18 protein-coding genes, 1 tRNA gene and 1 pseudogene are annotated in these 23,269 nt (G+C 62.7%); 11 read left to right on the top strand and 9 right to left on the bottom strand.

Going from position 1 to position 23,269, the window contains the following annotated elements:
* Positions 1-20: 20 nt before the first annotated feature.
* From VHO04_RS11055 to VHO04_RS11040, 4 genes are all read right to left on the bottom strand, one after another.
* A complete protein-coding gene (locus tag VHO04_RS11055; protein ID WP_329628336.1) occupies positions 21-1,196 on the bottom strand; it encodes a DUF2059 domain-containing protein in 1,176 nt (391 codons plus the stop codon).
* Positions 1,197-1,219: 23 nt separating this feature from the next.
* Complete coding sequence (locus VHO04_RS11050; protein ID WP_329628335.1) at positions 1,220-2,662, bottom strand: NAD(P)-dependent oxidoreductase; 1,443 nt, start codon at positions 2,660-2,662, stop codon at positions 1,220-1,222.
* A 160-nt stretch (positions 2,663-2,822) separates the two neighbouring features.
* Complete coding sequence (locus VHO04_RS11045) at positions 2,823-3,623, bottom strand: undecaprenyl-diphosphate phosphatase (RefSeq protein WP_329628334.1); 801 nt, start codon at positions 3,621-3,623, stop codon at positions 2,823-2,825.
* A 132-nt stretch (positions 3,624-3,755) separates the two neighbouring features.
* Positions 3,756-4,688, bottom strand: a complete 933-nt coding sequence (locus VHO04_RS11040; RefSeq protein WP_329628333.1) for a complex I NDUFA9 subunit family protein — start codon at positions 4,686-4,688, stop codon at positions 3,756-3,758.
* A gap of 200 nt (positions 4,689-4,888) precedes the next feature.
* Here VHO04_RS11040 and VHO04_RS11035 point away from each other — a divergent pair.
* The 4 genes from VHO04_RS11035 to VHO04_RS11020 all read left to right on the top strand — a co-directional run bounded on the left by VHO04_RS11035 (position 4,889) and on the right by VHO04_RS11020 (position 7,570).
* A tRNA-Leu gene (locus VHO04_RS11035) sits at positions 4,889-4,975 on the top strand.
* 172 nt (positions 4,976-5,147) lie between these two features.
* On the top strand, positions 5,148-6,383 hold the full coding sequence (locus tag VHO04_RS11030) for a tyrosine-type recombinase/integrase (RefSeq protein ID WP_062900461.1): 1,236 nt from the start codon (positions 5,148-5,150) through the stop codon (positions 6,381-6,383).
* 135 nt (positions 6,384-6,518) lie between these two features.
* Entirely contained in the window at positions 6,519-6,983 is a 465-nt protein-coding gene (locus VHO04_RS11025) for a mobile mystery protein A (protein WP_062900460.1), read from the top strand.
* The gene (locus tag VHO04_RS11020) at positions 6,980-7,570 is read left to right on the top strand and encodes a mobile mystery protein B (protein ID WP_062900459.1); all 591 of its coding nucleotides are present in this window, start codon (positions 6,980-6,982) and stop codon (positions 7,568-7,570) included. Before VHO04_RS11025 ends, VHO04_RS11020 begins: the two co-directional genes overlap by 4 nt.
* 115 nt (positions 7,571-7,685) lie before the next feature.
* On the opposite strand, the gene VHO04_RS11015 is transcribed toward VHO04_RS11020, so the two are convergent.
* Positions 7,686-7,886 (bottom strand): helix-turn-helix domain-containing protein, encoded by a 201-nt coding sequence (locus tag VHO04_RS11015; RefSeq protein ID WP_062900458.1) that lies wholly within the window; start codon positions 7,884-7,886, stop codon positions 7,686-7,688.
* A 205-nt stretch (positions 7,887-8,091) separates the two neighbouring features.
* Here VHO04_RS11015 and VHO04_RS11010 point away from each other — a divergent pair, with 205 nt between their 5' ends.
* The 7 genes from VHO04_RS11010 (at position 8,092) to VHO04_RS10980 (ending at position 18,208) form a co-directional block, all read left to right on the top strand.
* On the top strand, positions 8,092-9,024 hold the full coding sequence (locus VHO04_RS11010; protein ID WP_223181169.1) for a DUF7146 domain-containing protein: 933 nt from the start codon (positions 8,092-8,094) through the stop codon (positions 9,022-9,024).
* A gap of 32 nt (positions 9,025-9,056) precedes the next feature.
* The gene (locus VHO04_RS11005) at positions 9,057-11,075 is read left to right on the top strand and encodes a ParB/RepB/Spo0J family partition protein (protein WP_062900457.1); all 2,019 of its coding nucleotides are present in this window, start codon (positions 9,057-9,059) and stop codon (positions 11,073-11,075) included.
* Between the two features lie 138 nt (positions 11,076-11,213).
* Positions 11,214-15,509, top strand: a complete 4,296-nt coding sequence (locus VHO04_RS11000; protein ID WP_062900456.1) for a strawberry notch family protein — start codon at positions 11,214-11,216, stop codon at positions 15,507-15,509.
* A gap of 23 nt (positions 15,510-15,532) precedes the next feature.
* On the top strand, positions 15,533-15,850 hold the full coding sequence (locus VHO04_RS10995) for a hypothetical protein (protein WP_322309456.1): 318 nt from the start codon (positions 15,533-15,535) through the stop codon (positions 15,848-15,850).
* Between the two features lie 103 nt (positions 15,851-15,953).
* Positions 15,954-16,952, top strand: coding sequence for a hypothetical protein (locus tag VHO04_RS10990; protein WP_120216964.1), 999 nt, complete (start codon positions 15,954-15,956; stop codon positions 16,950-16,952).
* Between the two features lie 84 nt (positions 16,953-17,036).
* Positions 17,037-17,618: a hypothetical protein gene (locus VHO04_RS10985; RefSeq protein ID WP_062900454.1), complete on the top strand. Its 582-nt coding sequence runs from the start codon at positions 17,037-17,039 to the stop codon at positions 17,616-17,618.
* A gap of 2 nt (positions 17,619-17,620) precedes the next feature.
* Positions 17,621-18,208 (top strand): RES family NAD+ phosphorylase, encoded by a 588-nt coding sequence (locus VHO04_RS10980; RefSeq protein WP_062900453.1) that lies wholly within the window; start codon positions 17,621-17,623, stop codon positions 18,206-18,208.
* Between the two features lie 438 nt (positions 18,209-18,646).
* Here VHO04_RS10980 and VHO04_RS10975 read toward each other — a convergent pair.
* The 4 genes and pseudogenes from VHO04_RS10975 to VHO04_RS10960 all read right to left on the bottom strand — a co-directional run.
* A pseudogene (locus tag VHO04_RS10975) lies at positions 18,647-19,273 on the bottom strand (transposase); the annotation flags it as partial.
* 131 nt (positions 19,274-19,404) lie between these two features.
* Entirely contained in the window at positions 19,405-20,121 is a 717-nt protein-coding gene (locus VHO04_RS10970; RefSeq protein ID WP_062900452.1) for a hypothetical protein, read from the bottom strand.
* Position 20,122: 1 nt separating this feature from the next.
* Complete coding sequence (locus VHO04_RS10965) at positions 20,123-22,993, bottom strand: HsdM family class I SAM-dependent methyltransferase (RefSeq protein ID WP_062900451.1); 2,871 nt, start codon at positions 22,991-22,993, stop codon at positions 20,123-20,125.
* A 37-nt stretch (positions 22,994-23,030) separates the two neighbouring features.
* On the bottom strand, positions 23,031-23,210 hold the full coding sequence (locus tag VHO04_RS10960) for a hypothetical protein (protein WP_062900450.1): 180 nt from the start codon (positions 23,208-23,210) through the stop codon (positions 23,031-23,033).
* Positions 23,211-23,269: the final 59 nt, after the last annotated feature.

Here is a 23,269-nt window from a genome sequence, read left to right as displayed (position 1 = left end):
CTGCCGGCCGTGGCCGTGGTTTAGGTGGATGGCGTCTTCTTGCGGGCGTTGGCGACTGCTTCTTCCTGTGCGTCAAAGGCGGCCGACGAGGCGCTGTTCGCCACTTCCTCGAGCTGCTCGACGCGCTGGCGGTCAGCCTCCGACCAATTGTCGCGGTTGTAGGCGGGGTCGTCGACCGTCGCTTCGGCGGCATCGGCCGCGGCCTGCGCCGCATCCGCCGCCGCATCGGCATCGGCCGCGGCGGCGTCGGCCGCATCGGCCGCCGCATCGACCGCTTCGGTGGCCTCGGTCGTTTCCTCGACCGGGGTGTCCCATTGGTCGCGATGGTCCTTCAGCTCCTTGACGCTGACCTTTATCAGCTTGGCGAGCTTCGCGAGTTCGGCGTCGCTGAGGTCGGCGAGCTGCTTTTCCTTGGGCAGATCCTTGAACTGCCCCTCGATTTCGGGGCCCCGGTCGATGAACTTGTTCACCAGCGGGGGCACCGCCTTGATCATCGCCAGCATGACTTCGGGATCGGCCTGCAACGCCATCCACTCGGATGCAAAGGCGGTGCCCGCGGGGGTGGCGAAGAAGCTGTTCATCTGGGTGAGCTGGTCGCTGCTGAACTTTCGCGCATAGGCGTGCGCCATGCCGTCGCGCATCGGCGCTTCCAGGTCGTGCAGCGCCTCGCTGATCTGCGGCTTGATGATATTGGTGATCTGGTCCTCGCGCTGCTGGCGATAGGGATCGAACATATCGGCGACCACGGCCTTGGTCTTGTCGTCGAGCGCGGCGATCTTGTCGCTTTCGACCCCGGTCTTGATCGACAGCGAGATGTCGGACATGCCGCCAAACTCATCCATCAAGCCCTTGAAAAGCTTGCCATAGAGATTGTCGAGCATCTTTTCGAGGCTGCCCGCCGGGATCAGCGCGGTCGTCGTCTGCCGCGCCAGCGCGAGCTGCGCGGGCGCGACTGGCGGTAGCTTGTCGGTGCCGAAGATCTTTTCGATCATCGCGACCGCCGCATCGATCTCCTTCTGCATCTTCGCCTTGGCGTCGGCGGTCATGGCCTCGTCGTTCATGCCGTGACCTTCATCGCCTTCGACGGCGGGGGCGGCGACGATTTCGGCCTCGGGGGCTTCATCGGGCGCGGCGAAGGCCTGCGCGGGCGCAAACGCCATCGCGCCGGCGAGCAGCATGGTTTTCCAGGTCGACATGATCAATTTTCCTTCCCTGTTGGTCATGCTGCCTTCTTTTCGCTTTTCGCTTTCGCTTTCAACCACTTTGCCATCTGGTCGCTGACATCGCGGCCGTCGCGGATGCCCCAGACGACCAGGCTGGCGCCGCGCACGATGTCGCCTGCCGCAAAGACGCCGGGCAGGCTGGTCATCATCGTCTGGTGATCGACGCGCAGCGTGCCCCAGCGCGTGACGGACAGGTCGGGCGCGCCGAACAGGTGCGGCAGCTCCTCGGGATCGAAGCCGAGCGCCTTGATCACCATGTCGGCGGGCAGGTCGAAGCTGCGGCCCGGATCGGGCTCGGGGCTGCGGCGGCCGCTCGCGTCGGGGGCGCCGAGGCGCATTCCCTGCGCCGCGACCTGTTTCACATGCGTGTCGGCGGTGAAGCTTTCGGGGGCGGAGAGCCAGACGAACTCGACGCCTTCCTCTTCGGCGTTGGCGACCTCGCGCTGCGAGCCCGGCATATTCTCGCGGTCGCGGCGATAGAGGCATTTCACCGACTTCGCGCCCTGACGCACCGCGGTGCGGACGCAGTCCATCGCGGTGTCGCCGCCGCCGATCACCACGACATGCTTGTCCTTTGCGTTCAGGCGGCCGTCGTCGAAAGCCGGAACCTCGTCGCCGAAGCTTTTGCGGTTCGAGGCGATCAGATAGTCGAGCGCGGCGATCACGCCTCCGGCGCCGCTGCCCGGCACGTTGATCTCGCGCGCCTTGTAAACGCCGGTCGCGATCAGGATCGCGTCGTGCTTCGCGCGGAGCTGATCGAGCGTCGCATCCTCGCCGACCGCGAAGCCCAGGTGAAAGCGGATACCGCTTTCCTCCAGCCGCTCGATGCGGCGCATGACCACTTCCTTCTCCAGCTTGAAGCCCGGAATGCCATAGGTGAGCAGCCCGCCGGCGCGGTCGTGCCGGTCATAGACATGCACCTCATGCCCCTGGACGCGCAGATATTCGGCTGCGGTCAGCCCCGCGGGGCCCGCGCCGACGATGCCGACCGACTGGCCGGTCGGCTTGCCCGCCCGGACCGGCTCGACCCAGCCTTCGGCCCAGGCGGTGTCGGTGATATATTTCTCGACGCTGCCGATCGTCACCGCGCCATGCCCCGAAAATTCGATCACGCAATTGCCTTCGCACAGGCGATCCTGCGGGCAGATGCGGCCGCAAATCTCGGGCATGGTCGAGGTTGCGTTGCTGAGCTCATAGGCCTCGCGCAGCCGCCCTTCGGCGGTCAGGCGCAGCCAGTCGGGAATATGATTGTGCAGCGGGCAATGCACCGAGCAATAGGGCACGCCGCATTGCGAGCAGCGCGACGCCTGCGCATCGGCGTCGGGCGCCGCGTAGCGCTCGGCGATCTCGCGGAAATCGCGCGCGCGCTCCTCGGGCGAGCGCTTGTCCGGATAGGATTGGTCACGCCCCACAAATTGGAGCATGCGTTCGGAAGCCATGCAGTATCCCCTTCGTTGGAAGGGGCGATGGCATGGCGCGAAATCGCCTGTCACGAGCAAAATCGCAATTATGGTAGCTTCACTGTCCTAAATTCCGTATCGAATCATGCTAACAGTGGCGCTGCGTAATAATCTTTCGCTTATTGGTATCGTTTCGGACCTATCTGGCGGCGAGCCACGCCAGCGCCGCTACCCCGACGATGATTCGATACCAGGCGAAGGGGCCGAAGCCATAGCGGGTGACGACCGCCAGGAAGGCCTTGATCACCGCCCAGGCGACGACGAACGACACTAGCGCGCCGACCACGATCAGCCCGATGTCGTTCCGGGTGATTGCGTCGTGGTGCTTGGCGAGCTGGAGCACCGTCGCGCCGGTCAGCGTCGGCAGCGCGAGGAAGAAGCTGAATTCGGCGGCGGTCTTGCGGTCGACGCCGAGCGCCATCGCGCCCATGATCGTCGCGCCCGAGCGGCTGACGCCGGGAACCATCGCGAGGCACTGGACGATGCCGACGATGACCGACTGGCGGATCGACAGCGCTGCGACTCCGCCGCTTTCCCGCGGCTTCGCGAAGCGCTCGACGAGCAATATGCCGATGCCGCCGATGATCAGCGCCCAGGCGACGACGGTCGCATTCTCCAGCAGCGCCTCGATCTGATCGCCGAAGGCGAGCCCGAGCACGACCGCGGGGATGAAGGCGAGCAGCAGGTTGCGCACGAAGGCGATGGCCTGCGGGTCGCGCCGAAAGAAGCCGGTGAACATATCCCAGAAGAGATGGCGGTAGAGGACGACGATTGCCAGGATCGCGCCCGGCTGGATCGCGATGTTGAACACCGCCCATTTCGACGCGTCATAGCCGAGCAGTTCGGTCGCGAGGATCAGGTGTCCGGTCGATGAAACGGGAAGAAATTCGGTCAGCCCTTCGACGATGCCGAGGATGATCGCGGTCAGCCAGATGCTCATAAGGTTCCCATGTCAACGTTGCGATACTCGAAAGGGCGCCCGACCTTCGCCGGACGCCCCTGTCCGTCGCCAGACCTACGGGGGGCAGGGCGATTTTGCCAGCGGCGATTTGATGCGGGGGCCGCGCGGCGGTCAGGCGGTCTGGGCGAAGCGCCCGTGGCGGCGATACTGGACCAGCCAGCCGTCGGCGACCGCGTCGAGCGAGGTCGGGACGATGCCGAACGAACCGAGCCCGGCGGCGCCCTCCGCGACGACATTGTCCTGCTGGAGCATCAGCCACTGATCCTTGGTGATCGGCGCGCCCGGCGCCCAGCCGAAAGCGGTCGCAATCGCGCCCGACACCGCGTCGGGAAGCTCGACGAACAGCCGCTTGCGCCCCGTCGCTGCGGCGACCCAATGCTGAAGCGCCGCCATCGTCTGCACCTGCGGTCCGCCGAGCTCGAACGTCCGGCCCGCGGCAGCCTCGCCGAGCGCGGCGACGACCGCATCGGCGACGTCGCCGACATAGACGGGCTGGAGCTTCGTCTGCGGCGCGATCACCGGGACGACCGGCGACAGGCGCATCAGCGCCGCGAAGCGGTTGATGAAATGATCCTCGCGGCCGAAGAGGATCGACGGGCGCAGAATCGCCGCCGCGGGAAAGGCGGCGCGCACCGCGGCCTCGCCCGCGCCTTTGCTGCGCGCATAGGCCGATGCGCCTTCGGGGTCGGCGCCGATCGCCGAGACGTGAACGAGCGCGCGGACGCCCGCGGCTTTCGCCGCGGCGGCGACATGCCCGGCGCCATCGGCCTGCACCGCCTTCATGTCGTCGAAGCTGCCGGCGAGGTTGATCACCGCATCGCTGCCCTGAACGGCGCGGAGGACGCTGGCGGCATCGCGGACGTCGGCGGCGACGAACTGCGTCTGGCCGAGCCCGCCGAGCGGCTTGAGGAACAGCGCCTTGCGCGGCTCGCGCTCGCCGACGCGCACCCGCGCGCCGCGCGCGAGCAACCGCTGCACGACATAGCGGCCGAGGAAGCCGCTGCCGCCGAATACGGTGATCAACTGTCCGTCGAGCTTCTGCATGATGTCCGCCTGTATCCGATTCTCTAAAGCCGCCGGGGCGGCATCCAGGCGCTCCCCATGCCGCGAAGCAGCGCGGCGGGCAAGGGGCAGGGCGGCGATGCGCGCGTGAAACCGCCGATTGCCGATAAAATATGCGTCGAGATGCGCAGCGCGGTTGACAAGCCGAGCACGGCGCCGCTAAGCGCCCGCTCCTACCCCGTGCCCAGATGGCGGAATTGGTAGACGCACCAGCTTCAGGTGCTGGCGATCGCAAGGTCGTGGAGGTTCGAGTCCTCTTCTGGGCACCAGTGACCTTTCCGGCAACGTCCGGGAACGTCCAGCAAGCGGCTGGTTTTCCACCGTTTTTCGATGAGAATCGCTGAATGGAATCCAGGCTGATCCAGCCGGAACCATCAGCGTACCATCAGCTTTGATGGTGTTTTTGATGGTTCCGGTCAGCCTCTTGCAGGTGAAACCATCATGACGCTTACCCACATCCAGATTTCGAACGCCAAGCCCGCAGAAAAGGCCTATAAAATGGCCGATAGCGATGCCCTATATCTCGTGGTCAGACCGAGCGGAGCAAAGGTCTGGCGAATGAACTATCGTCACCTGGGCCGACAAAAGACTCTCTACTTCGGTTCGTGGCCTGATATTGGAATTGCTTCCGCTCGGGAACTGCGCGACGCAGCGCGAAAGCTGCTTCTTGCAGGGCTCGATCCGGCCGCGGAAAAGAAGGTCGAACGGATCACCCGAAAGATCGCCGAGGACAACACGTTCAAGACGATCGCAGAGGAATGGCTGGCGAAAAACGAACGGGAAGAGCGCGCGGCCGTCACGCTTCGCAAAATTCGCTGGCTCCTCGATATCGCCAATCCACTGATCGGCAGCCGTCCGATCTCGAAAATCACGCCCCAGGAGGTTCTGGCCGTACTCCGTAAGGTCGAGGCCAATGGACGGTATGAAAGTGCGCGTCGGATGCGCAGCGTGATCAGCAGGGTCTTCCGATACGCGATCGCCACCGCAAGGGCGGACCGTGATCTTGCGGCTGACTTGCGCGGCGCGCTCACGGCTCCGAAGGTAAAGCACCACGCCGCGATCACGACCCGCAAGGAAACAGGGGCGCTCCTGCGCGCTATCGAAGGATATGCTGGTCACGAAATCACGGCAATTGCGCTGCGACTGACGCCGCATGTCTTCGTGAGGCCGGGCGAACTGCGACAGGCGGAATGGACGGAGATCGATGTCGAGGACGCGGTGTGGACGATCCCGGCCGACAAGATGAAAATGCGCCGTCAGCATTGTGTCCCGCTGTCCAGGCAGGTTCTCGAAATGCTTGAAGCGCTGCACGGCCTCACGGGCCATGGGCAATTTCTGTTCCCCTCATTTCGAACTTCCCGGCGCTGCATGTCCGAGAATACGGTGAGCGCGGCCCTTCGGCGTCTCGGCTATAGCCGCGAGGAGATGACGGCGCATGGCTTCCGTTCGACAGCCGCGACTCTTCTCAACCAGATGGGCATGTGGCATCCCGATGCGATCGAGAGGCAGCTCGCGCATCTGGATGCAAACGCGACGCGGCGAATCTACACGCGCGGCGAATATTGGGATGAGCGTGTGCGCATGATGCAGCACTGGTCGGACTATCTCGACCAGCTCCGCGATGGCGCACAGATTGTGCGGCCATCTTTTCAGAGGGGCGGCCGAATGACTGCCTAGCGCGCTCAGGTTTTGCGGTAGTACGTTCATATATTTATGTATATTTTATGAGGTAACGATCATAAATTTACGATCAAAATATCTTGATATGTTCATATTTATATATACATCTTCGGCTCATCAGGACATATATATATGAACGAAGATCAGGCCGCCCTTGCCCGCAAGCAACTCGAAAGACGTTTCGCGCCCTTGCGCGAAACGTCTTTTGCCGTGCCCCCAAGAGGCTGGATAAAGGCAATACGCGAAGCTCTGGGCATGACGGTCCGCCAGCTTGCCGCTCGTATGGGAACATCGATTTCGCGCATTCCCGTGATTGAGAAGGCCGAAGTCAGCGGATCCACCACGATTAAGACGCTGCGTCAGGCGGCTGAGGCAATGAACTGCACTTTCGTTTATGCCTTCGTACCGACGAAGCCGCTTGATGATATCCTGCGCGACCGCGCGAAGCAGAAAGCGAGCAAGGATATTGCGCGGCTGGACCATACCATGCGGCTGGAAAATCAGGCCCTGCTCAAAGCCGATCTCGACGAAGAACAGCGGCGCATGATCGAACTCATTCTATCCGGCTCCTTGCGCGGCCTGTGGGATGATGAATGACAGATAAGCTGTTTAACGATGACGACGACGCCAACACGCCGCTGACCGCCGAGGAGCGCGAACAACTCATCCCGTCCTATATCACCATGCGGCATGAGCTGAATGAAGCCGAACAGATCAATATCAGGCAAGCTTTACGATGGGTGATGAGCCGGAAGCGGGATATTCTCGATCAGGATTTCATGAACCAGCTTCACAAACGCATGTTCGGAGACGTGTGGCGTTGGGCCGGGCAGTATCGCACCACGCCGCGCAACATTGGCGTCGATGCTTACAGAATCCCCATGGACCTTCGTCAACTGATCGACGACACGCGATATTGGGTCGAGCATGGAACCTACCCACCCGATGAAATTGCCGTCCGATTCAGCCACCGGCTCGTTGCCATCCATCCTTTCCCGAACGGCAATGGCCGTTTTTCGCGTATGGTCGGCGACATGCTGGCGGTCCAACTCGGATGTACACCGTTTACATGGGGAAGCGTTGGCCTGGTCAATGCCAGCGAAACGAGAGCAGCTTATGTTGCCGCACTTAAAGTAGCCGATAGCCATGATATCGGGCCATTGTTGCTCTTTGCACGATCATAGCTAGATAGCCAGCATGTGACTCCGCATGGACCAAGCGATCAATAGCTGCTCCGACGCGAGCTACACGGTGGGAACGAAAATTTGGGACCCTCTTTTCGAGCGGTGGCGCAACCGATTATGCGCTGGTTAGGGCTTTCAGACTTTTATATGGGATCAGCGTAGATCGGCCGACCTTGACGGTTTCAAGGTCGCCGGACTCGATGAGTTCGTAAATCCTGGATCGACTGATTCCGGTGAGCTTGACGGCAGTGGAAATCCGTACCGTAAGGGGCTCGATAAATACGATCTCAACCGGAGTGTCATCGGAATCCCGCATCTTTCATGTCCTCGCAACGAGACATTTTTGCGCGCGGTTCCAACGCAGCTTTCGCCCGCTCAAGCATGGTCGGCGGCACGATTTTCACAAGGAGGAGGGCACGTAGCTACCGGTCGGCGGCATTCCCGCGCCGCGGGGCCACAGACTAATGCCGCAGCCAAGCGGAGCGAGGAGGAAAAGAGGGGGTTATTGCGTATCCGTCCTGATGAAGAGGCTCGCCATGCCTGCAGGGTTTTCAACGTCTCGCAAGCCAGAACTCGAAGTCGCCGGGGCCGTTCTTGTGCGCCGCTTCGGCGGGACTTGGTCTGGCGATTCTGGCATGTGCCGCTGCCCTGCTCATGAGGATAAAACCCCGAGCCTGTCGGTCAGGATTGGCGAAACACGACTTTTGTTCAAATGCTTTGCCGGCTGCGATATTTCCGATGTGCTCCGGGCGCTTCGCCGCGACGGTCTGAACGCCCTCGACGCACGTGACGGCAGGGGGGCGCCATCCTCCCTCCCTAAAGAATGGCTACAGCAGCGTGCCCGTGACCTGTGGGGCATTGGTCGGCCAATAAACTGGACAATCGCGGAGACCTATTTGCGGAACAGGTCGATCGATATTGCACCTAACTGCCTGCGGTTCGCTCCCCGAACGCCTCTCGGCAAGGGCCGACTGGCCGTGTTTCGACCGGCGATGCTCGCCGCGGTAACCGATGACTCGGGATTGTTGGCCGTCCAACGGACCTTCCTTGATGGCAGGGGCCGACGCGCGCGCGACCTCCGGCACCCTCGCAGATTGCTCGGTCACCCCCGCACAGGTGCGGTTCGACTCGCGCCGGCCGCTTATACACTCGGAATTGCCGAGGGCGTCGAGACAGCGATCTCGGCGATGATCCTCCTCGGCATCCCGGTCTGGGCCGCACTCGGCAATGAGCGCATCCCACAAATTACTATTCCAGAATCGGTGTCGCGTCTCATCCTGTTGCCCGACAACGACCGTGCCGGCCGCCTCGCCGTGCCGCTCGCCGTGAAGGCGCACGCGGTGCCCGGACGACGCATCGATACGATCTGGCCATGGAACGGCCGAAACGACTGGAACGATGTCCTCAGGCAAGGAGGGAAGGGAGTGGGGGACTGGCGGCGCCGAGCGGCCTGAATGGTCGGGCTTCCGCCGCCAGGAGACTGATTATGTCATTTCCCATCGTATACGCGCCTGCGCGCAACTGCGTCCCTTCGCCGCTCAACGTCAGGACCGAAAGCGATCCCGATGCCGACGCAGAACTGGAGGCGATGATCGGCGAGGCCGGCTTCGTGCTCCAGAATTTGATTGGTACGGCAGTCAAGCGCAAGAAGGACCACTACAGCATCTTCGGCGGCGGTCGGCGCCTCGAGCGCGTGCACGTCCTGATCGAAAAGGGGCGGCTCCCGGACGACTTCAAGATTCCGGTCATGGTGATGCCGGACGCGAAGCGTGCCATCGAGTTCAGCTACGCCGAGAATAACAAGCTCCCGATGACCGCCGCGGACGAGTGCATGGCGTTCAAGAACATGATCGAGAAGGAGGACAAGACTGCGGCCCAGGTCGCGGCGCGCTTCGGCAAAACCGAGCGCTTCGTGCTCGGCCGCGTCCGTCTCGCCGATCTCCACGAGACGATCTTCGATGCGCTGCGCAAGGGCGAAATCACCCTCGAAATTGCAAAGGCCTATGGCAGCACCTCGGATACGGCTCGCCAATCCCGCGTCTTCGAGCAATATCGCGACAGCTATTACCGCAACGACCCGTACACCATCCGGCGTGAGCTCGCCGCCGGCAGCTACCGGGGCGGCGACCCGAAAGCGCTGCTCGTCGGCCGCGATGCCTATGTCGAGGCGGGCGGGCGGATCGACTCTGACCTCTTTTCCGACAGTGCATCCGAGAACTGGATCGATGGCGACGTCCTCGACCGCCTCGCTGATGAGAAGCTGGCTGCGGAAGCCGAAGCGATCCGGGCGCGCGAGGGCTTCGCGGAAATTCGCGCGGTCCCGATGACGCGCATCTCGTTCGCGGATTATGACGGCCTCCGCCCGGTCCGCGGCGAGATTCCTGAACCGACCGCAGAGGAGGTAGCGCGCTGCGCCGAAATCGAAGCTGAGATGAACATGATCGCCGAATCTGCCGACGAGAGTGATGACGGCATCACCGAGGACGAGGAACAGCGGTATCGCGAACTTGAATCCGAACTGAGCGGCATCCAGAATCGACCGGCGGTCTTGACCGACGACCAAAAGGCCGCGGCACTTGCCTTCCTCGTCATCGGCGAAGATGGCCAGCCGCGTGTGCACCATCAGGCCTACATGGTGCCGACCGAGGCCGACGAAGACATCGATGGCGACGATGATAGCGACGCCGAGACCGACGGCTCTGTCTCGGCGAAACCGGCAATGAGCCAACGACTCATCGACGAGCTCGCAACGATGAAGGCGGAACTGCTTCGTGTCCATGTCGCAAGCGATCCCCGCTTTGCGCTCGATCTCGGAACCTTCGTGATGGTCGATGCGGCTTTACGGCGCTACGCTTCCGATCTCGCCAGCGACCTTCGCGCCGATGCCGCGCCGTCGCGTGTCATTGGCTTCGAAAGCGGATCGCTCGCGGCTGACGAATGGGCCAAGCTCGAAGAGGGGCTCGATCGAAGCTGGGTCCAGCCGAACATCGGCGTCGCCGGGCGCTACGATGCCTTCTGCGCGCTCGGCGAAGAAGCGCGTGCGGCTTGGCTCGCTTGGGCGATCGCCCGGACGATCCATGCGGTGCCCATGAAAGATTCCGCCAGCGGTTTCGTCGATCATCTCGGTCGCAAGCTCAAGATCGATGTCGCCGCCTGGTGGCGCCCGACCGCGAAGAATTATTTCAAGCGGCTCACCAAGAGCTCCATCATCGACCTCTTTCAGGAGATCGGCGGCAGCGAGCTCAGCCAGCGCTACGGGGCGTCGAAGAAGAACCTGCTCGCCTCTTCGGCTGAACAGCTCTTCGCCGGGAACATCATCGTCGAGGCGGACGTCAAGGAAAAGGCGCTTGCCTGGCTGCCTGACGCCATGCGCTTCGAGCATCCGGTCGCCGAGCCGGTGAACGATGATGGCGAAGACGAAACGAGCGGCACCGTCGAACCCGAGGCGGCGGGCGATCCCGCCGATGATACCCACGAGGACGAGCCGCTCTCCGACGCGGCCTAATCTCGCTCTTCGATTTTATGGGGTCGCGGTCCTGCGCCGCGGCCCCTTTTCTTATGCCCCCATTCCAGTCGGGAGGAGAGGGGGAGGGGCGATGGCAGCGGGGGCGTGTTGCTCCCGAACCTCTTCAGGAGAATTGCCATGACCCTTCCGCTTCTGAAGCTCGCTGAAACCCCGGGCACCGAGGCCCGGGAAAAAGCCGAACGCCTTTATGGCGTCGCCCGCGCACTGCGCGACCGGCTCGCCGATCCGCAATCCGTGACCCGCTCGCTGCTCAAGCGCCTGATGGTGGAAGCGTTCCGCGGCTCCGATGCCGACGGGCGCTGGTCGATGCGCGATGCCTATGACGCGCTCGAAGCCGCGCAGGCATCGGACACGCTCGTGCCCGATGATGACCCGAACCCGGACTGGGGGCCCGAAGACGAATTCGCGGATATCCTCGCGTTCGAGAAGGCGCTGCCGACCCAGACCTATCGCAGCGAGCACCAGGTCGATATGCAGCAGTTCAGCACGCCGGCGGCGCTGTCCTGGCTCGCGGCCCGAGCGGCGGCGGTCACTGCTGGCGATCATGTGCTCGAACCGTCGGCAGGTACCGGCATGCTTGCGGCGCGCGCGATCGCCGCGGGCGCGAGCGCTTCGCTCAACGAGCGCGATCCCTGCCGGGCGGCGCTGCTTTCCCTCGTGACGGGCCGCCCAGTCACGACCCATGACGCCGAGTTCATCAACGACCGGCTGCCGACGGATGTTCGGCCGACAATTGTCCTGATCAACCCGCCCTTCAGCCGCAGCGAGGGGCGCGGCCAAGATCGCCATGCCGGAGCGCGCCATCTTCGCTCCGCGCTGCTGCGTCTTGCCGAGGGCGGACGCTGCGTCGCGATCATGTCGCCGACCTTCGCGCACGATGCGAGCGGCGCGAGCGGCTATGTCTCCGTCGCCGAAATTGCCCGCCCGCGCGTCGAGATCACGATTCTCGGCCGTCCCTATGCGAAGCATGGCACCAGCGTCGCCGTCCGCCTGATCGTCTTCGACAAGGGCTGGATCGGCCAAACCGAGCGCCACACGGTCGACACCATCGCGGCGGCGCTGCCCATCGTGCTCGCGGCTCCGGCGCGGCTTGACCCATCCGACGAACCGCCCCCGGCGTCCCCGGCGGTAATCCCGATGCGTCCCGCGCTGAGGCCTTCGTCGTCCTCACTCTTCTCCGGCCTCGCTGGCCCCAGGATCATCGCACCCTCGCGGATCGCCGCGACCGATGATCTAGCGCAGCCGCTCGCCTATTCGGTCCGCGACGCGCCGCTCCCTGTCGGCGATCCGGTCGGTATCTATGCGCCTTGGCGGCTCGCCCGCATCGATATTCCAGGCGCGAAGCCCCACCCCGACGATCTCGTGGAATCGCTCGCCATGGCGTCGGTTCTGCCCCCGATCCCCCAATATCGCCCGCTTTTCCAGAAGCGGGCAAGCGAGGCGCTGTCAGACGCCCAGCTCGAAGCGATCATTTACGCAGGCGATGCCTTCTCGCGCGACCTCTCGGGCCGGTTCGTCACCAACACGGCAGGCGACTTGCTGATCGAGGACCCCGAAGGCCGCCCCTATCGCATGGGCTTCTTCATCGGGGACGGGACGGGCGTCGGCAAGGGCCGTGAAGGCGCCGCAATTATCCGGGACCAATGGAACTGCGGCAATCAGCGCGCCATGTGGATCTCGAAGGGCGCGACGCTCCTCGAAGATGCCCGGCGCGACTGGAGCGCGCTCGGCGGGCTTCCAATCGACGTCCAGCCGCTCGACGCCTTTCCGCTTGGTCAGCCGATCGGCATGGCGAGTGGCATCCTCTTCCTCACCTATGCGACGCTCCGGTCCCAGCGCCACGACCAATGCTCGCGCCTGCAGCAGATTCTCGAGTGGACGGGCGCCGGGTTCGAAGGCGTGATCCTCTTCGATGAATCCCATTCGATGGGCAACGCCGCCGGGACCAAGGACGAGTACCGGCAAGCCAAGGGATCCGAGCAGGGCCTCGCCGGGGTCCGCCTGCAAAATGCGCTGCCGCGCGCCCGCGTTGTCTATGAATCGGCGACCGGCGCCACCAAGCCCGAAAATTTGAGTTACGCGTCGCGGCTCGGGCTCTGGGGTCCCGGTACGGCGTTTGCCAATCGCGACGGCTTTCTCGCCGCGATGACCGACGGCGGCATCGCCGCGATGGAAATCGTCGCCCGCGATCTCAAGTCCATGGGTCTCTACACCGCCCGGGCGCTCAGTTTCGCCGGCGTCGAATATGACCCGCTCGAGCATCAGCTCACGCCGGACCAGATCGACATCTACGACGCCTATGCCGATGCATGGGCGATCATTCACCAGAACCTCGACGAGGTTCTGAAGGCGTCGAACATCGTCGACCGCATTTCGGGGCAGACGATGAACGCCCAGGCCAAGGGATCGGCGCTGAGCCGGTTCGAAAGCGCGAAGCAGCGGTTCTTCTCGCAGGTCCTGATCGCGATGAAGATGCCGACGCTCGTTCGCGCGATCGAGGATGAACTCGCCGCGGGCCATGTCGCCGTCGTTCAGCTCACCAGTACCGCCGAGGCAATACTCGACCGCCGCCTGGCTGACCTGTCACCCGAAGAACGGGCGAACCTCTCGATCGATGTCTCCCCACTCGACACCATGGTCGATTATCTGAAGACCGCCTTCCCAACCCGGCAAATGCGCGCCTTTCGCGCGACCGATGGGTCAATGCGCTCCGAGCCAATGCTCGATGACGACGGCAACGGTGTCCTGTGCCAGGAAGCGGTCGCCGCGCGCGACGATTTGATCGAGCGGCTCTGCTCGATGCCGCCTGTTCCGGCTGCGCTCGACTTTCTCATCGTACATTTCGGCACCGACATGGTTTCCGAGGTCACGGGGCGCACGCGGCGGATTGTCGTTGATGGGCAGGGCCGGCAGAAGGTCGAGCGTCGCACGTCCAGTTCCAACATCGCCGAGACCGACAACTTCATGTCGGGGCGAAAGCCCATCCTCGTCTTTTCCGAGGCGGGTGGCACGGGGCGGTCCTACCACGCTGACCTGGACTGCCCGACCGCGCGCAAGCGGCGCATCCACTTCCTGCTCGAACCCGGATGGCGCGCCGACATCGCGATCCAGGGCCTCGGTCGCACCCACCGCACCTACCAATCCATGCCGCCGGTGTTCCGCCCGGTCACGACCAACTGCAAGGGTGAACGCCGCTTTATCAGCACGATCGCGCGCCGTCTCGACACGCTGGGCGCGCTCACGCGCGGCCAACGCCAGACAGGCGGCCAGAACCTGTTCGATCCCGCCGATAATCTCGAAAGCAGCTATGCCCGCGAGGCCCTGACCCAGTGGTATCACCTCCTCCACGCCGGCAAGCTCGCGAGCGTCAGCCTCGAGAAATTCCAGATCATCACAGGCCTGAAGCTTGTCGATGAGCATGGCACCTTGCTCGACAAGCTGCCGCCGATCCAGCGCTGGCTCAACCGCATCCTCGCGCTCAGGATCGCGACCCAGAACGCGGTTTTCGAGGAATATATGGGGCTCATACAGGCCCGCGTCGACGCAGCGCGCGAAGCCGGAACGCTCGACCTCGGCGTCGAAGCGATCCGGGCCGAGCGTATCGTTCAGATCTCGGAGCGCGTGCTCAGGAAAGACCCGGTATCCGGCGCCGAAACGCGTTTGCTCCGCCTCGAGCTTCATCTGAAGCCGCACGTCACCGGATGGACGCGCCTCGACAAGATCTGGGGAAGCTCCGACGACGTGCGATATCTGCGGAACAGCCGTTCGGGGCGCGTCGCCGTTTGCGTTCCATCCTGGTCGATCACCGACGACGAGGGGCGCCCCGTCAAGATGCTGGAGCTTGTCCGGCCGACGGGTTCCAATCGTATCCAACTCGCCGAACTTTGGCACACCTTCTGGAAAGAGGTCGATCACGATAGCTTCAAAAGCTTCTGGGAAGCAGAGGTGTCCGAAGCGCTCGATAAGGTCGATATTGACACGATCAGCGTCGCGACCGGCCTCCTTTTGCCCGTCTGGAACAAGCTGCCGCAAGACGATGTCCGCGTCTGGCGGATCGATGACGCGGCGGGAACGTCCATCCTCGGACGCATCGTGATGCCCACCGCGCTCGAGAAACTGGAGTCCGCCTTCGGTCTTGAGTCCTCGATCAAACTCACGCCCGATGAACTGATCGAGGCGGCGCGTGGCGGCGATGGCGCACTGATCCCGGGCCTCCATGGCGCGCGCCTCGTTTCCACGATGGTGAACAGTAGCCGGCGCTTCGAGGTCCGGGATTTCCAGCCACAGGACCGCGAATGGCTGAAGGCGCGCGGTCTGTTCAGCGAGGTGATCCAGTACAAGACGCGGCTCTTCCTGCCTGTCGAGAAGGCCGACGAGGTCCTCGCCGCGATCATCGCCGAGCGGCCGCAGTGAATCCCGAATCCACGAAGGGGGCCATGATGTCCGACTTCTATCCACTGGTCGATCAGGACTTTGTCGACCGCTTCAACACGGCTCTCACCGCGCTCGGGAGCTCGGCCAGCATTGCAGTCACGACCTTGCCGACCGACGGCACGGTCTTCGAGCTCCTGGACGACGAAAGCGATTTCCTGATCCTCGTCCCCTCGAACGCCACACCTGAAATCGTCAGCCTGACCTATCGCCTGTACGAAATAGGCGTCCGGCAAGGGCGGTGCGCCGGCGAAGCACTCGCATGGTCGAAGCTTCGCAGCCTCATCGGCGCTGCCGAATGCGGCCCCCAGTCACCGCCATAGTTTGCGTGCTGGGCCAATTTACAGGCGAAAAGGGGGGAGTGGGGGGGGGGCTCGGTGTGGCGGCGGAATTGTCCGCAGGGCCATCGAGACGATGGAGGTTCCCATGACAGACCGTGCATCCGCGATCATTCGGATCGGCGGGGCGATCAGGAGCGATCTGATCGAGCCGCTGATCGACGCCATAGCGTGCGACCATGGAATGCTCGACTGGGTTGGAGCGACCGTCGATGCGTCCCACATTGTCGATGGCCAAGCCCTCGAAATCTGCGCCCATGGCCTGGTTGGCGGGCAATTCGATCAGGTCGAGGATTTCTGCACCCACCACGGCATTCCTTTTGTTCGCAATTCGGATCCGTGTGTCGGCGCGTTCAGCGCTCAGCGTGCCGTCTATACCGGCGAGGGCGATCCGCTATATTTCGACACCAACGGGTCGGACCATGTTCTCATGAGCCGGACCGAGTTGAATGGGCTCGGATCCATAGCCGCGGCCGACGCCTGGTTCGAAATTGCCGCATTCGTTCCGCCTCCGATTTCGATCGCTTCCGCGCCGGAAGAGCAGGGACCGTGGAGCCGCCGCGCCGGTCATCCGTTAGCCGACTGGAAATACGAGATCTCAAACGATGACACGCGTCTCGGCTATCTGGACTGGATTGCCGCCCGCGAAGCGAATGAGACCGGTGATACGATGCCAAGAGCCGAAGCCGTCGCCCCGGATGTTCCGCAACTCTATCTCCACCTCTATCATGGTCGCAAAGATCCCGATGAGAACCTCGAAGACTGGGGCAGTGATGGACCCGTCATCGGGCCGCTCGCTTATGTCCACACCACCTATATGTGTGACGTCAAATTTGCTGCCACACCTGAAGTGATGGACCGCTACTTCCCGGCGGTGATGTCCGATTGGCGGGCGCGAGGATTGTCGAACGTCGTCGGCCCGCTGTGCGATTGGCGCCTCACCATCTTCAACGATTATGTCGAGCATGACGGGGTCTACTACGGCGACTGGACGGTGTTTACTGCTACTCCCAGCGAGTTGAAGCGGCAGCCGCCAAGGCCACGGAGCCAGCGTGATGGCACGACGTCCGTCGACGTCCATGTTTGAAGGTTCATCGTTTCGGCGTCTGTGGATGGTTGAAAGCGTTCCCAATATGCCCTATATGAAACTCACTAAACTAGGAGCGCCGACATGTCTCGCACAGCCAGTATGGCCGCTATCGATGTAGATCGCATCCTGCGTGACCGCATCCTGGCAAGCGCCGACCGGATCATCAAGATGATGCCAGCTGCCGCCAAGACGGCGGCGATTGGCAGCATCGACGTCCCCGCGCTTGTCCTGAATATCGCGCGCGGCATTCCGTCGGTCGAAGCCGGCGATCCGGAACAGGCGGAAGAGATTACCCGGGCCATCGCCTTCAAACGGCGACTGATCGAAGCCGCAGGTGGAGCTTTCGATGCCGAAGCAGTTCGCAATCTGCTCGGACACAAGACAGTGCAGGCCGTCTACAAGGCCGCCCGGGACCGTCGCCTCCTCATGATCGATGACAATGGTGCCAAGCTGTTTCCGGCATTCCAGTTCGATGGCAATGCCATCCTCCCGGCGATTCCCCGCGTTCTCGGTGCTGCACCCGGGGCGAGCGGCTGGGCGGTCCTCCAGTATCTGGTGAGCGGCGACGACGGTCTGGGCGACGCGCGGCCGATCGACCTCCTAAGGGGCAATCAAGACGATGTCGATCGTGTCGTGCGTGTCGCCCAAACACTCGACGACTGACAATGGCGGCAAAATCGATGATGCCGGTGGCGACGATCGCTGCCGGACGGACGCTGCACCGTGTTCATGGCAAATCCGTCGACGCGCGCTGGTATGGCCGCAAGGACGCGTCCTGGCGCTGGGACGATCCCGACGGACAATTCGGCGTTCTTTATCTTGGGAAAACACTGGTTGGCCCGTTCGCGGAAAGCCTGCTGCGGAAGCCCGCTGACCGGGACCTGTTATGGGACCGTGTCGAGCAGAAGCGCGCGGCTACGTTCAAGACCAGACGAACACTACGCCTTGCCAAGCTGCATGGCCCCGGTCTCGCCTGGTTTCAGACCACCGCTGCCGGCGTAGCGGCCGATTTCGATCCGGTCACCAATCCTGGTGGTTACGACATTACGCAACGGATTTCCGCGATCGTTTATACCGAGACGGCGTTCGATGGCATCCAGTATAGGTCGCGCTTCGACACGGACGAACTTTGCATCGCATTGTTCGAGCGAGCGGATCCCGCAATCGACCTGACCGGTGAGAATCTGCAGATCGACAAGGGCTGGGTCCGCAAGATCCTCAAACCGCGTGGATTCGAACTCATAGAATTCTAGATCCACCGTCGATCCCGGTTGCGCGTTGAGCTACATATTTTGCAGTGGATTTTTCACTTTTGCGAGAAACCGCGCAGGAAATGAACCGCCGAGCGCGGACGTTCGAGGCGGATACCCAGCATTTCAAATTCATTCCTGTTCCCGGAACCTCACCACGCCGGCGTATCGCGCTCGCCGGGCAATCGACTTCGATCCAGACAGCGCAAAAAAATGCGGCGACCATCGAAGCTGACCGCCCAGCGCGATAATTGTTCCGACAACAGTGTCACGGTCTTCGACGACTATCCTGGCCGAGGAGAAGATGTCGATCCGCCCGTCCGAATCGACCTCAGAGGCGACGAATGATTGTCGGCTTAGCGCCCTATTCTGTTGAAGAAGTCGCCCGGCGGACTGCGGAGGGTGGAAGCGGACGGGAGGCGAACGGCCTCCCCACCTTGATCAGGCGGTGGCGAGGTGCTGGATCGGGAAGATCTTTGCCATTTTCCGGAGGTTTTGGGCCGCGGCGGCGAGGTGGAACTCGTCACGGGCACCATTGGGGCCGCGCAGACGCAAGCGGTCCAGTTTCAGGATGCGCTTGAGGTGGGCGAACAGCATTTCGACCTTCTTCCGCTCTCTGCTCGACACAAGATAGGCGTCGGTTGTCGCGATATCGCGGGCCATGTCGCGCGCGCCTTCGTGGATTGAACGCGTGATCTTGCGGGCTGGCGCATTGGGCGTGCATTGCGGCTTCAGAGCACAGCCTTCGCAGTCGTGCTGACGCGCGCGGTAGCGGATGGAGCCGTCCTTATCGATCCCGGTGCGCGGTGTACTGAAGTTGCGATTAGACCGCCGCAAGTGGTTGCCACCCGGGCAGATATAGCTGTCGTCGTCATAATCATAGATGAAGTCGACGCGCTCGAAGCTGCTGTCATTGCGACCGGATTTTTCGAACACGGGGATATGCGGCTCGATGCCTTTCTCTTCCACCAGCCACGCCAGGTTCGCGGCGGAACCATAGGCTGCGTCCGCTACAAGCCGATGCGGCCAGATGCCGAAGCGCTCCTGCGTCCGGTCGATCATTCTTCGCCCGGTCCATCGTCATCAGCTGGGAAATAGCAATGCCGCCGCGCGGTAGCTCGAAATCGGCTATCTCCACGGTCCGCTGCATCGGCCTCGCTCCCTCCCTTCGGCGCATTGGTCAGGCAGGTACGCGTGACCTACATTTCGATCCAAAGGTGATCGATGAGGATTGGCGCTAGGCCAGGCTTCCGGACATGGTTGGACTGCAGAGCGGCAAGACGCGCTCCGGCGTCATGGTCGTGCAATGTGATCTTGTCGCTTTCGGACCATCCTTCCACCGGCTCCGCCACAATGCCGTCGATCCAACTGTCGAGCTGCGTTCGCCAGAAGACACAATCTTCGGCCTGCAAGTACCCGATCATCGCCGCGCGATTGTGTGCAGCCCCATGGTGGCCCGCCTTGAAACGCTGGATTCCGCCCGCGCTGCTGAAACGGCTGATCAGATATTCGCGCTCGTCGCGGTCAGAGCCAGGAGGCGTGGGGAGGCGCTTGCATTCCACGGGCAGTAGGGTCTGATACTCGGTGTACGCCCGCCCTTCGATCCATATGACATCGCCGCAGGGCGCGACGGCGAGATCGATTGCGCGATTGCCGTTGGTTTCGTCGGGCTCCTCGCGCCGGAACTGAAGAAAATCCCATCCCGGAGCGTGCCGTGTCAGGCTGGCGAGGCGCGCGCAGAGTTGCGCGGTCAACTTCGTCTCCCCTGTCGCCGTTTCGCGCGCAGGATCGTCGCGCCATCCCGGAAGGGCATCGCGTAGGAAGCGGATCAGGGATGAGAACCATTCGCCGGGAAGATGCACGCCGGCGTCAAGCGAACCCGCATGACCAACGCTTTCACCGTCGTCGGCCAGCATATCAGAAACCCTGGCCTCGCAGATCGGCGAGAACATCGTCGGCATCGCGGAGCGCGACCGATCGGGTCCAGAAACGGTGCCGGTCGGGTTTGAGCAGAAAAACGAATTCCTTGTCGTACAGTCGCGTAATCCGCGTGATCGTCAGGCTCGAGCCCCGCCGCTCGCGCAACAAGCTGTCGAGTTTGATGCGTAGTTCATCGGCACCCGTCCAATCGACTTGGCCATCACCGAAGGCAAAGGCCCGGCAAATAGCGCCGGACCATTTTTGTGCGGGAAGCGGGCGCAGCGGCGTGCGCGAATAGATCGCATTCAACTGCCGCGTGAACACCTTGTCGAAGGCTTCAAGGGCCGCTGGCGGGGCTGCCTGCATGACGGCGGAACCCGTACCAAGCCGAATGAAATCGCGCTGATGCTCGACGATGTCTTCAGCAATGATCCTTTCGTTATCGCTGAGATCCAGATTCCCGCTTTCGGGATAGGGTAGGGCAAGCACGTCTGCGTTTAGGATCGCCGTCGCACGCTGCGTAAACAGGCGGGGGCTGATGCCCGCGATATAGGCTCGCAGGGCTACCGACTCCCGTTCAAGCCATTCGCCAATCGCCGCGAGTTGAGGGAGCTGACCGCGTGGTGCCGCAAGGCCGACGATCTCGTGTTTATAGGTTAGATAGTGACCCGTCCACATCCCGTGGTGCAGATCTTCATGCTCTTTGATGAGCAGGAGCGGCGGCGTAAATCGGCGCTCCGTCTTCGTATCCTTGATTGGTTGCTTGGGCACGACGGCAAGATTGCTCGTGTCGAGACCGGCGCTGGATAGCGCGCTGGTGGGAAGGAGCGGTTTGCCGATGAGATGGTTGGCGGGGCGCGAGATACCCTTCTGTCCCGCAATATAGCCTTCGCCGAAATCCCATTGCCGCTGTTCGGCGAATTGTCGCAGCGTAGGATAGGTGCGCAGCCGCTTGATCAGATCGTGCGCCCGGCTGCCCCCCAGCAGATTGGCCCGCCAGATGTCCCGCGACTGTTGAGCATCGATGTTGCTGATCCAGTGAAGATCGTAATAATCAATGTCGAATCCCTGCTCTGCGGTCGCCCGGCCGTTGCGCCGGAAAGCTGCGTGCAGGAGGCGGCCGTCGACTTCGGGATCTTCCGCCTCTGCGATTACGACGACAATCTTCGGATCGGCGTTTCCCTTTTTGAACAGTCCCCGGACGGATACAAAGTCCAATAGCTCGCGGACACGCCAGGTTTTGAAGAACGCTTGGCGGACCGAATGGGCATTCTGGTTGTACAGGAACCCCGACGGCTCGATCATTGCGAGAATGCCGCCTTTAGTCGCCATCGCCATGGCTTCGTGGAGGAACAGGTAGGCGAGCTGCTTGTCGGCGAGGGGGCCGTACTCCTTCGTATACGACGCGGCGCAATCGCGAGCACCCTTGGTCGTCAGCGACGAGGCGAAGGGCGGGTTGCCGACAATGATCGCGACCTTCTGCGCGATAAGGCCATTTTTCTTTGCGTCGAAAAAGCAGCTCCAATGGAGCGTCTCGCCGGCAAGGCGTGGGAAGAGCTTCACGCTGGCGCGAATATCCTCGGGCTTCAAGGCGTCGCATAGGCTGAGGCAGAGGCTGAATGCTGCGAGCTCGACCGCACCTTCCTCGAGATCGACGCCATGAATGCGCTGGAGCAGCCCGCGAAGAGTTTCCACGCCGGGATGCACCCATCCGTTGCGCGAACGCCAATGGAGCACGAGCCGCTTGTACGCCTCGACGAGGAAAACGCCCGAACCGCATGCCGGATCGAGGATGACTCCGTCGCTTTCCATCAGCGCGTCGATCCGATCCCAATCGAGAACCTCCTCGAGCATCAGTCGAACAAGCGCCGGCGGCGTGTAGATGGAGCTGGCCTCGTCTTTCACGAAGAGCTGGTAGATGTTGCTGATCAGCTCGACCGGCAGGTCTCGGAACGAATAAAGGCGCCAGAAGCTGAGCTGGCCGGTTTCATCTTCATAGCCCTGCACCAATCGCGCATAGCGGGCGAGATCGGAAGTTTTGGCCAAGGCGGCGCGTTCGCTGTCGCGAAGTCGGAAGACATGGCCGTTGAATCTTGCCTCAAGCGCTTCGAGCAGCCTGATCAGCGCCGGACCGTCGGCAAGGACCTCGAAGAAGCGAGAGGCACCGGGCAGGGCGCTCGCGAAATCATGGGGGAGCAAGACCAGTCGCTCTTCGAGATATGCGATCAGCAGTGACAGGATGAGCAGCCGGCGGCGCAGCGCCGGGTCAAGCAATTCGCTGTCCGAAAGCTGTATGGCGAGCGCGCGGACCCCGGCGACCAGTTTGCGGTGAGCCGACTTGGTCGCGGACAGCATGAGCAGGCATGCGTCGGGGTCATCCCAGATCGCGCCATTGCGGATTCGCTGCGCGTCCCACCAGACATCTTGCTCCGCGATCGCCGCGCCCAATTCCAGCGTGCGGATCGGATTGCATATCGGACGATCGTCCGTACCGACGAAATCCGGCTGGTGTGCGCAGCGAAACAACTGGATGACGCCCGGTCCTGCGCGATAGACCAGCGGCACGCCGCCCCAGCTCCATAGTCGCTTGTGGAGTTCGGCAAATCTTGTGTCGTCGGGATGATCCTTGGTGTCGAAGACGAACGCCTGCGCGACCGGGGTCCGTCCTTGTCGCTGCGCCTCGAAGAAGACCGCGCGTGCCCCATAACTGGCCGCACGCTCGATCATGGCTACGACATCCGGATTCTGCCCTTCGCGATCGAACGAGGCAACCGGAACCAATCCTTCGACGGCCGGGACGTCCCCGCGGCCGATCGAAAACAGCCATTCGGCGCCAGCGAACGCCGCATCGGGCGCGTGCACTGTCATCGCCGGAGTCCGGTCAGCCGCGACGGCGCCGTCAGCATCACTTCTGCCGCTTTTTCTTCGTTAGCGCGAAGCCTTCCTTGAGAAGGTCTGTCATCGTCATGCCTTGCGCGACAGCGAACCCTTTGAAGTCCTTCTTGAAGTCGGCGCTCACCTTGAAATTGAGCGATTTGTTTTCGCCATCCGTGGCACCATCGTCTACGATCTGCTTGTCGACCATCAGGCGAACCTCCCCACTGCGGACCGCCGTGGGCCGTGCGCATCTGGTGGAGAAATACA

Origin of the sequence: Sphingopyxis sp. (genome assembly GCF_036261875.1) — a bacterium.
In the GTDB taxonomy this organism is placed as follows: Bacteria; Pseudomonadota; Alphaproteobacteria; order Sphingomonadales; family Sphingomonadaceae; genus Sphingopyxis.
This window is presented reverse-complemented; position numbering and strand designations above follow the sequence as displayed.